This is a genomic window from Clostridium sp. UBA2485 (assembly GCF_002341865.1).
GTDB lineage: Bacteria > Bacillota > Clostridia > Clostridiales > Clostridiaceae > Clostridium_J.
The window spans coordinates 82,478-94,045 of record NZ_DDOV01000045.1 but is presented as its reverse complement, the minus strand read 5'-3'; the positions used below and the strand labels follow the sequence as shown (position 1 = coordinate 94,045).

The 11,568-nt window shown below is 27.0% G+C and carries 9 protein-coding genes; 1 reads left to right on the top strand and 8 read right to left on the bottom strand.

What is annotated here, in order from left to right; translation table 11 throughout:
• Positions 1-5: 5 nt before the first annotated feature.
• The 7 genes from B3603_RS08545 to B3603_RS08515 form a co-directional block, all read right to left on the bottom strand.
• Positions 6-1,469: a spore germination protein gene (locus B3603_RS08545; protein ID WP_291563318.1), complete on the bottom strand. Its 1,464-nt coding sequence runs from the start codon at positions 1,467-1,469 to the stop codon at positions 6-8.
• Positions 1,470-1,500: 31 nt separating this feature from the next.
• Positions 1,501-1,698: a CLC_0170 family protein gene (locus B3603_RS08540; protein WP_291563315.1), complete on the bottom strand. Its 198-nt coding sequence runs from the start codon at positions 1,696-1,698 to the stop codon at positions 1,501-1,503.
• 360 nt (positions 1,699-2,058) lie between these two features.
• Complete coding sequence (gene ispE, locus B3603_RS08535) at positions 2,059-2,901, bottom strand: 4-(cytidine 5'-diphospho)-2-C-methyl-D-erythritol kinase (protein ID WP_291563311.1); 843 nt, start codon at positions 2,899-2,901, stop codon at positions 2,059-2,061.
• A 198-nt stretch (positions 2,902-3,099) separates the two neighbouring features.
• Positions 3,100-4,662, bottom strand: a complete 1,563-nt coding sequence (locus tag B3603_RS08530; protein ID WP_291563308.1) for a DUF3794 and LysM peptidoglycan-binding domain-containing protein — start codon at positions 4,660-4,662, stop codon at positions 3,100-3,102.
• A 413-nt stretch (positions 4,663-5,075) separates the two neighbouring features.
• The gene (locus B3603_RS08525; RefSeq protein ID WP_039635127.1) at positions 5,076-5,312 is read right to left on the bottom strand and encodes a Veg family protein; all 237 of its coding nucleotides are present in this window, start codon (positions 5,310-5,312) and stop codon (positions 5,076-5,078) included.
• A gap of 496 nt (positions 5,313-5,808) precedes the next feature.
• Positions 5,809-6,714: a sporulation peptidase YabG gene (yabG, locus tag B3603_RS08520; RefSeq protein ID WP_291563302.1), complete on the bottom strand. Its 906-nt coding sequence runs from the start codon at positions 6,712-6,714 to the stop codon at positions 5,809-5,811.
• Positions 6,715-7,273: 559 nt separating this feature from the next.
• Positions 7,274-8,278 (bottom strand): CotS family spore coat protein, encoded by a 1,005-nt coding sequence (locus tag B3603_RS08515; RefSeq protein WP_291563299.1) that lies wholly within the window; start codon positions 8,276-8,278, stop codon positions 7,274-7,276.
• A 502-nt stretch (positions 8,279-8,780) separates the two neighbouring features.
• Between B3603_RS08515 and B3603_RS08510 the strand changes: the two genes are divergently transcribed.
• On the top strand, positions 8,781-9,905 hold the full coding sequence (locus B3603_RS08510) for a glycosyltransferase family 4 protein (protein ID WP_291563296.1): 1,125 nt from the start codon (positions 8,781-8,783) through the stop codon (positions 9,903-9,905).
• A 128-nt stretch (positions 9,906-10,033) separates the two neighbouring features.
• On the opposite strand, the gene B3603_RS08505 is transcribed toward B3603_RS08510, so the two are convergent.
• Positions 10,034-11,380, bottom strand: coding sequence for a hypothetical protein (locus tag B3603_RS08505; RefSeq protein ID WP_291563294.1), 1,347 nt, complete (start codon positions 11,378-11,380; stop codon positions 10,034-10,036).
• Positions 11,381-11,568: the final 188 nt, after the last annotated feature.

The following is an 11,568-nucleotide window of genomic DNA, read 5'->3' as shown; positions in this document are numbered from 1 at the left end:
GCAATTTATTTTTGCCTTATTTTATCTTGAGGCTTCATAAATTCTGGTCTTTGTTTAAATTTTATAAAAGGAAGTCTAACATATAAGTCTTTCATATCCCTAGTAACAAGATTTACTGCTGGTGATAAATAAGGTATTCCAAAACTTTCTATTCTTGTTAAGTGTATTAAAAAGAATATTATTCCAACCATAATTCCATACAAACCTAATATGGCAGACAATATAACAAATAACACTCTAAAACAGGCAAAAGCATTAGTTAAAGAATAGTTTGGTATTAAAAATGTAGTAATAGCTGTTATTCCTACAACTATAACCATTATAGGGCTTATAAGCCCTGCGCTTACCGCAGATTGGCCCATTATTAATCCTCCAACTATCCCTATTGTAGAGCCTACAGGTTTAGGTAGCTTTATAATGGCTTCAATCAAAAGAGCTAAACTTAACTCCATAAATATTACTTCAATATAAGATGGGAAAGGAACGCCCTCTCTGGAAGCCGCTATAGCATAGGCAAGCTTAGTGGGTATTATAGAAGTATGAAAAGATGTAACCGCCACATACATTGCTGGCATAATTAATGAAATTATTATAGCAATTAATCTTATAATTCTAACACCAGATCCGTTAAGCCATCTATTATAATAGTCATCAGGAGATTGTAAAAATGTAGCTAGTACTGCTGGAACTATTAATGCAAAAGGAGAACCATCTACTATTAAGGCAATTCTCCCTTCATATAGAGCCGCCGCTACTACATCTGGCCTTTCAGTACTTTGCACCTGTGGGAATGGAGTAAAACTATTATCCTCAACATATTGTTCTATGTAACCACTATCTAAAATAGCATCAAGATTTATTTTATCTAATCTTTTCTTTAATTTTTCTAATACATCTCTATTTACTATGTCATCTATATACATTATTACAACGTCTGTTTTTGATCTTGTACCAATTTGAGAAGATTCAATTTTAAATCTTGTGTCTCTTATTCTTCTTCTGACTAATGCAGTATTAAATCTTAAAGTTTCAGTGAAACCTTCCCTTGAACCTCTAATCGCCGTTTCACCTGAAGGCTCTCCTATGCCTCTATTAGGCCACGCTCTATTTGCTATAGAATAACAAACATTCAAACCATCTATAAATAAAATGGTTTCTCCAGCTAAAACTATATTTATTCCATCACTAAGTTTGTCAATTTCTTTCATATCAGAAATAGTAATCAATTTATCTTTTATTTCACTTGGAGATTGAATTTTTATATCTCCAGTCATAAGTGGCATCATGAGATATTCATTAAGAAGATTTTTTTCTGACATTCCATCTATATAAACAATAGCAGCTTTGTATTTATCATCTATATCAAATTCCCTATAAACAACATCGGTTGCATTTTTGAATAATTTTTTAACATACTCAATATTTTCTTTTGCACTAGTATATATGGTATCGTTTATAACTTCTTTCATGCTTTACCCTTCCTCTCACTATTTTTTAAATTTATAACTTATAAAACATTCTTATTAAGTATACTGATACCGCAAAAATCATAAGACCAAACCCTACATATTTTGCCTCCTTATAAGCTTTCATCTCATTATTATTTTTAAAATAAGCTGTATCAATAAATGCTACAATGCCACCATTTAAAATACATAAAATCAATATATATATATCGAAATTTTCTAATATCTTCATAAAATACCCTCACTTTTGCATTTTTATGTAATCTTATTGTCTACAGTAAAAGAGAAAAATATACTTTTCTCAAACTATATGAGATCTTAAAAATTAGAAATAAAAAAATATGAACTTAAAAAAAATTCATATTTTCAAGAATAGTTTAAAATGGATTTTTAGATATCTTCAAGAATAATTAGCCAATATACTGATGTGCTTTATACCATATTCTGTTGTACATTTCTACTGAAAAATCATTCTCATTGAAAACTACCGCCTTATCTTATACATAGTATTCATTCCATCTTTAATTAGCTATTTTAGGGACTTTAGATAAACTAGTTAGAAAAAATAAAACCGCGACTATCAGTCACGGTTTTATATAGTTCTTGTTATAAAACATTCTTTATATTTAATTTTTAACTTTTCAAAACATCTTTGAGCTTTTAACATATCATCAAAAAAACCAAATACTGTAGGACCACTTCCACTCATCATAGAGCCTAATGCACCTAATTTTATCATTTCTTCTTTTACATGTTTTAAAAAAGGATATTTTTTTATTGTAACATTCTCAAGTAAATTTCTCATATTTTTGCTCACAAATTCTATATCACTATTTTCCATGGCAGAGATTAATCCTTCTGTATCAGGATGTTTAAATATCTTTTTTATATCTAAAGCTTTATAAACGTCCTTAGTAGAAACTCCAAAGTTAGGTTTAACCACAACTAATATATGATTATTAAAAGACTTTAGCGGAGTTATAACTTCTCCTATACCTTCACATAGTGCAGTTCCGCCTAAAATACAATATGGCACATCAGCGCCTATTTTAAGCCCTACGTCCATAAGTTCCTCATCACTCACATCATTTTTATATAAATCCCTCATAGCTTTTAAAGTTGCTGCAGCATCAGCACTTCCCCCTGCCATTCCAGCGGCTACAGGTATATTTTTAGTAATATTTATTTTAACTCCTTCAGAAATTTTATATGTATTTTTAAATAATTCTGCTGATTTATAAACTAAGTTATTACTATCCACAGGTAGAAAGTGTTTATTACACTTAATGTGTATACCTTCATCACACTTTTCAAAATCTAATTCATCATATATATCTATATTTTGCATTATCATTTTTAGCAAATGATATCCATCTTCTCTTTTTCCTACTACATCTAAGGATATATTTATCTTTCCATAAGCTTTAATCTTCATTTAATTCACCACCATAAAAATATTTTTCATTAGTATAGTATAACAATTATAACAGATATATAAGCTTTTTTTAAAGAGCTAGCAAGTTTTTAAATATACAATTTTATCCAATAATTATAAATTAGAAAGTATCACATTTAAATTTTTATCCTAAATAAATAAAATAAAGCTGCAAGGATAATTCCTTGCAACTTTATTTTACATTACCGCTCTACCTGGGATAATCAATTTATCCATAGGTTTAATATCATTTTCTTCTTGTAATTCATTAATATTCATGATTTCTTCCTTAGTTGTATAATATTTTTTAGCTATTTGCCACAAAGTATCTCCTGGTTGAACTACATAAATAGTTATACTAGCTTTCTTATTAGGCATTTCGCCTTCCATCGGCATCATCTCTGTCAAGAATTTTTTCTTAACTGTATATAGCACCTTACAGTAATTCCTAACTATTGCTCTTACACAAATATTACCCGCTTCAATACTTGCCTCTAACATTTCAAGATACATTTTACATATAGCATTCATGTCTATCTTAGCGCCATTTACATCAGTACTTGTAGTAAATGGTATCTCATCACTTACAGAAGCCACATAATCTTTTTCATCGTTAGTAGAATATAATACATCTACCTTAAGCACTCCATCTAAAGCCACTTTATCTTCCATAATTTTTTTATCAGTAATATTAACAGTACCAGTAGACATTATAATCCTATTTGGCTTAGGCATATCGTTATCTAACTCAATATCACCCTTAACTAATGTTTCATTTCCAACATTTCCTTGGACTACGTTCATATCAAAGTCTTGCTTTTCCATTTTAATCATTTGACTTGGAGAATAAGCGTCTTCTATCATTTCGACTTCGTCCTTGCTCATAACATTAGTAGTAGTTTTAACTAAAAATTCTACTTCTAATATTCTATTTTCCCCCATATCATCTTCCTTAACTTCACATTCAATTGGATGAATTAAAAAGTCTGTATTATGTTCCATTCTTTGTGATATTTTTTCTACGTCTAATTCCTTTGTTAATAATACATTTTCACTTACACATATAAGCTCTCTAGAATTTTTAGCTTTATATAAGACTTGAACGTTAGCAACAGCTTCTATATGAATTCCACCATCATAGAGTCTAATATCTTTTTTTCCTAGTGTAATAAAGCATTTAACTATTCTACCTATCTCAGGCTTATCCATATCTATCTTAAAATCAGTTTTACCTATAATCTCTCCTTGGAATTGTCCTACAACCTTATCTACTATCATAGGATTTTTCAAGAATTGAATGTCATTATCACTATCAACATGCTTAACTATTTCAAAGCTATTTTTTTTAATAACTTCGCATTCAACATTCATAACACCTTGAATACAAATTTTTCTCTCATTAACTATTATACAATGAATATGTTCCATATCTGCCTTTGCTTCGCAGAGCATATCATCTGTTGCATCTGGAGCATCAAGATTAGTATTAAATTTAGTATTATAAGTAATTGCATGAGCTTCAGTATTCTCATCTTCCCTAGCCATATATAAAACATTAAACTGAATTTGGCCTTCTACTACTACTTTTCCATTCATTACTTCTTTATTGGTAACTAACGGCGTTGCATCAAGCATCAATATTTCAGTTACATCCGGAAGAGTATCTGGTACTACGTATTCTTCTTTTATAACTATATCTTGAGATTTTTCACCTAATGATTGTTCATAGTCTATATTGTCTTTAACTAGATTCAAATCCATAACTTAATCCCTCCTATAAATACCTACTAATAATTTATATATATCTCTTAATAAAAATATGACTTAAATACAAAACAATAAATTCATATTTTCGTCATATTACGATAGTTTAAATATTTTTTTTAATTTTTTTTATCATTTTTGTTGACATTTGTCGATATTTGTTCTATTATAAAGATGGTTATTGACCATATAACCTCTCATAAATTCTCAATACCCTTTTATACCATAGCTGAAAGATGGATACCCCATCTTTCATTTTTTTATTTATATAAGATGACTAAAATAAAATAGTTGTTCAAATATATAATGAATATGTAATAATATCAATATAATTTAAAATCTAATTTAACATAAAAAAAGAAAAACGATACATGAAATTTGTATCGTTTTTCTTTATTTATGTCTAAACCTTATCCAGCAAATACTAATTGAACAGTCTTTGTTAGTACATCCGAATAACTGTATGTAACAGTCCTCTGAGATCCGTTTTCTAATCTGATGACAAAAATACTATCATAAGTTTTTTCTAAAATTCCATCATTTATTAGTATTTTTCTTCTGCCACCATTAGCCTTTAATGTTACCTTCTCGCCAACATGACGTTCAATATCTTTTTTAATTGAAGTCAGTACATCCCTTCTTTGCATGGTAAACACCTTCTTTCATCTTATATTATACGCCCAAATTACATTTATGTCAAAATAAAACTTATAATTTTATCACTTTTAATTAATCGTTGTCAATAATAATTATACGGGAAATTCTTTGATAATTTTATAACTAAATTATATTTGCTAAGGATTGGTTGAATTTTCATGTGTTTTTAAATATGAACTCACTTGTGTAACTTTAGTATGGCTGTATTTGAAGATTACTATACTTATATAATTTTTATTCTTAGATTGTTAACAATTAACAAAGCTTATTTTAAAGCCTTCTTCAATATAAAAATGAAAGATAAAATTACAAATAAAAATTGAGAATGAAGGCCTCATAGATATTCCTTCAATAGTTCAACAGTTATTTCTTCAAAGTTATTTAGTAACTTCTTATAAAAAAGAAAAGTGACCCAGTCACTTTTCTAGAAATAAATTTATGGCATAAAAATTATTTTTGACTTTTTAGGCAATATCTTTTTTTTAATTATCTTATATATTGAGACTTAGGAAATCCTTCTCTATATTTTCCTCTAGTTTGAAGTCCTCCAACTCCTTTTATTCCTGTTATACTATTTTGAATTGCATCCTGAATATCTACTATAGTATCGATACTTGTATAAGCTATTCTTTCGCATATAAGTACAGGATCTAAACAATGAATTAAAACTCTATTAGGTGAACTAGCAAAATTTGCTCCTGCATCTAAAAGTGCTTCATAACATGATTGACAAGCACCTGCGAAAATAACTAAGTCATCATAATTTGATTTGTATTCTCTTAATATGGATACACACTCTACAAAGTTTTTAGAATTTCTATAGTTATCTAAATTCATATAATCTGTTACTCCTTTTGTCATACCATCATGACCTGTAATAACAACTATATCTGGATTTACTTCCTTAACTACCTCCAATATCTTACTTGGTTGTTCCTTTTCATTTATTATTCTACCTACAGCATCTATTGAAAGTTGTTTGTACGTTTTAAGACATACTTGAAGATAATTAGGATCTCCATCTACATGAAGTACTTTGCCTGGTCTTCCAAAAAATAATTCTCTATTTTGTAGCCCTGTTTTCTCTCTTCTTACATAATCATAATAAGATTTATCTAATACTTCAGCTGCTTCGCCTCTATAATTAGAAGTTCTAGATAACAATATTTTTTTAATAGAAGAATTTATTTTTTTATTGAAAACTTTATCTATTTCTCCTAATCTATCTCTAGATACAGGTTCTAAATCCTCTTTAGAACAATCCGCCTCAATTCTTATGTTTAATCCTTTTAATACATAAACCTCTTTTCCATTCTCTTCTTTAATATCTATAATCTTAAAAGCTATATCTCCATCATAAGACTTTCTTACTACAACATCTCCTATTTTCATATACAATCCTCTCCATTATAACTAGCTATAATTATATGATATGGAAATGTAAAATTAAGGTGATAGATTTAAAAATAACCAGACAGTATGTCCTCTGTTTTTTCTTATACTAGGTTGTCAGAGCTCTGTGATATAGGGTTTCATAATGAAAGTTTAACTTATACATGATTTTGATTTTCATAGCAATTTTTTCTATAAATTAAAAATTAAAGATACGAATTATGGTTAGAACTCCACTGACAAAAGCTTTGGAGTTTTTTAGAATAAATTTTATTTTAAGAAATTCACTAAAGGTGAATTTCATCCTAAATTCTTCATTCTTAACTATTAATTTTCAAAAGGTTAAGCTATTTTTTTAGAAAATTTATTTTCAAGAGTATATTTCGAGTTTTTACATTGTATCCCTACAGCTGTGCATCATAGAGATTTATTTCTTTGTCTAATGCAAAATATACTACCATCTTTGACTAGTCTTTTCTTTCTTATGTCTAACACATAAATAAATTAAAGCTATGTAATTAATATAATTACATAACTTTAATTAACTACAATGGATAAATTATTCCAAATTATAAATACTACTGAATTCTTTAATAAATGTTGTAAATTTTTCCTGTTCAGAGATTAACTCCTCCATCTTCTTGTTAAAGGTGTTCTGAATCCAATTTACTTCGTTATAATAATATCTGTTGCATAATCTCCAATAACGCTGAGGAAATAATAAAAATGAATATAAAACCTTATATTCTTCTTTTGTAAGTGGACTTATACTATTATATGCATCTATTATTAAATTAGCATATTTAATATCCCACTCTCTTCTTTTTAGTACCTTAATTAAAAAGTTTGATATGTCGTAAACTCGTACTTCTCTCTTACAGTAATCAAAGTCAATAACATTAACCTCATTATTATCACTAATTATTATGTTATGATATGTGTAATCATGATGACAAAAACTTTTACTCTCCTCTGTTTGTCTACAAATTTCAAAGTAATCAGAAGAGTTAAGATTGTCTAAGGCTTTTTTACTTAAATTTTTATAATAGTCTACTGTCTTTAAATAGTTGATGTCAAATTCATATTTATGATTTTTCTTTTTTCTCACCATTTCCTTCATCTTATCAAAGGATTTAATTCTTTTTTCAATAAGATGTGGCCATCTTCCTAAATCTGATTTTAATTTACTGTTTTCAGGTGGTTCATACCCTTTAGAAGCAATATGCATATGTGCTAGATTCTTTGCAGCTATAACTAAGTCGTCATCATTATAAAAGTCACACTCTCTACCATCAATCCACTGAGATAAAGTATAAATATCTTCATTTACCAGTGCATAAGGATTCCCTTCTTTATTTAAAAAATACCTATCTATATTTAGAAATCCACTCTTATATAAGTGCTCTTTTGCACCATATACAAATAATAGCTTTTGAGTGCCGTAATTAATTTTTTTAAGGCATTTTGCGCCATCATCGGTCTTTAAGAAATATACACCTTTATTAGGTTTTATACTCTCTATTTTAATATCAAATTGACGCTCAATCTCAAATTCTCTCATCATAGTTAACACCTCCCCTATAATTTATATGTATTTATATATGCGTTTAGAATATGATTATAGGAACTTCTCACTTATGCAATTGACAATTGACGATTGACAATTGAGAATTATCGATACTTCTCTTATAAAAGAGAAGTTTTTAATTGATTTCTTTTTGAAGTGACATAGTCACTTTTATTGAAAAACCATTTGAAGAAATTATTTGATAAAAATTAATTTCCACCATAATTCTTCATTCTTCATTATTAATTCTTAATTTTTATAAGTTATTCATTATAAATTTTTCGTTGATTAAAGTTATGAATTAAAATACTTAAATAAACAACTATATTAGTTTATATAGCTATCATATTAAGTAATATATGTATACTATAAAACCAATATTAATATTTGTTATACAACTTACCCGACCATAACATATTTTTCTATACTCAATTAATATAATTTATTAATAGTAATTTTTCTAAAGGTATCTGAAAAAGTATGTTTAAGGAGTTTTAATATGAAAATTGGAATAGATGCGAGAGCAGCTAAGTGGTACAGAGGAACAGGTATTGGTACGTATACTTATCAATTGATAAATTCATTAAATAAAGTAGACTTCATAAATGAATATTTATTGTTTACTGCTGAAAATTATAATAATCATATAGATTTTAAAAATAATTTTTTTCTTTCACCTATTAAAGAAAGTAACTCTTCTAACTTTTGGGATGAAGTTAATATACCTAATATGTTAAATGGAAAGGATATAGATATTTATCATGTTCCTCAAAATGGAGTAGGGCTTCCTATTGAGAAAAAGTGTCCTTTTATTATAACTCTTCATGACACTATTCCTATTCATATGCCTGAAACTGTAGGTGATAGATATTTAGAAATATTTACAACTAAAATGAAATCCATTGTAGAAAACTCCGATGGTATAATTACTGTTTCGGAGTTTTCTAAAGAAGATATATCTAAAGATTTTAATTATCCTAAAGAAAAAATTTTTGTAACTTATCTTGCTAGTGAAAATATATATAAATCTATAGATAAAGTTATCGCAAGTTCTATCTTAAAAAAACAGTATTCTCTTCCTAATAATTATATTTTATATGTAGGTGGTTTTAGTCCTAGAAAAAATATTTTAGGCCTTATAAAAGCATATAGTAAATTACCCAAAAATATAAGAGAATCTCATAACTTAGTTATAGCAGGCAATAAAGGTAAATCCTATGAACTGTACAAAGAATGTGCTGAAGAATACAATATAGATAATCATGTTATATTCCCTGGATTTATCTCTATGGAATACATGCCTTATTTATATAACGCTGCCTCATTATTTGTCTATCCATCATTTTATGAGGGTTTTGGTTTACCTCCTATAGAAGCTATGGCTTGTGGAGTTCCTGTAATAGCTTCAAATGTAACTTCTATACCTGAGGTATTAGATGATGCAGCAGTATTATTTAATCCTAATGACATTGATGAGCTGAGTAGTAAATTATATGAGGTCTTAATGGATGAAGATATTAAACAGGAGCTTATTCATAAGGGTTTCATTAAGAATAACTCCTTGTCTTGGGAAAAAACAGCTTTGGATACTTTAAAAGCCTACAAATCAATACTTTCACCATGATAAATTATTAAAATAATTTTTTTAGATTATTTTAGAATTGCATAAAAAAGCTGCTTTAGAATTAATTTGAAAAATTAACTCTAAAGCAGTTCTTATTTATATTCAATTTTGAACTCATTATAAATTTTTTAACGTTTATTTGAAATTTGTCTTTTATTAAAATCTTCCCAACACCACTTAATTGGAGTTGGATTTTCTATCACTATTATTGATTGAAAATAATCTGTAGTTACACCTTTATTAGTTTCAAAAAGCTTTTTATTTACATGTAAGATCTCATGACCTTCATATACATCAGAAAATGAAAAACACTCTTTAAAAATTTTCTTTTTATATGGACTTCTTTTATTATCTAATACAATTATTTTGCTTCCCTTTTCTATATCAGCTTCTTTTAAAGTATTTTTTAAATCTGTGGTAATGCTATAAAAATACTTTGGCCTCAACCAACCATAATCATAACATTGTCCTTCTTTATATATTATATTTATACTATATATTTTATCTTTAAAATTAGAGTCTTCTTTAATATTTGCGCCTAAAAATTTTACAGTATTGATTTCATTTTGATAAGCATTTTGTGTACCATAATGAAGATAATACTTGCCACCATCAAAATGTTCATATATTTTCTTAAAATTCTCATAATTCATTTTATCTCTTTGTTCATAACAATCTTTATTAACATATACTGGTGCATTAAACACTTCATTTATTCCAGAGTTGTTTTTTAAATTATTTACTATTAACTTAAGATCAAATACTCCTTCACTACCTAAATATTTTACATATATATTTTCATTTTCTTCTAAATCTTTATCTAGATCTTCAAGGGATTTTAAGAATTCACTGCTTTTTCTTCCTATAGTCCATTCTAATTCAGAATATTTTAGAACCTTTTTCATTTTATCCAATTGTTCTTTAGGAATTTCCTTATATTCCTCTAATATATTTTTAAAATAATAAGTTACACCACCTTGTTCTTCCGCAATATCTAACCCAACTATAGTTAATTTTTTATCCTCTGATAAACTTTTATTTTTTAGATATAATTTTTTCATAAATTCCTTTGCTTCTTCGGTATTTCTCATTTCTATAATTTCCCATTTAAAAATATCATCTAATAATTTTTCATCTCCACTTTGTAAATACTTATTAAAAATAACTCCAGACGCATGCCCCCATTCCACTAGAAAATATTTTAAATCCCAATTATCTATCAAATAATTTATAAATTTATATTGAATATATGAGTTTTCTTTAACTGCATGGTACTTATTTGTGAAAATTATGCTTTTATCTTTTATATTTTCCCATATTAAATCTAAGTCGCTATTATCATTAATATCATTAAGTTTTAAATCTCTGCTGTTTTTCTTAATATAATCAATGTTATTAATAGGACGATTATAAAAAACAAATGCTCCTACTAAAACACATAAGAAACATATAATAGATACAATTTTTTTCTTCAAATATCTCACTCCTTAATTTTTTTAGTATCATGATACAATTCTAATGTAAAACATTTCAAAGCAATTATTAATTAATAATTCATGAATGTTATTTCATTTTTTATCAATCTTTCATTTTTTCAATTTATTATAAAATTATTAAACAATATCCATAACTTCCTCTTGCTTTTTAACAATTTATGCAAAAT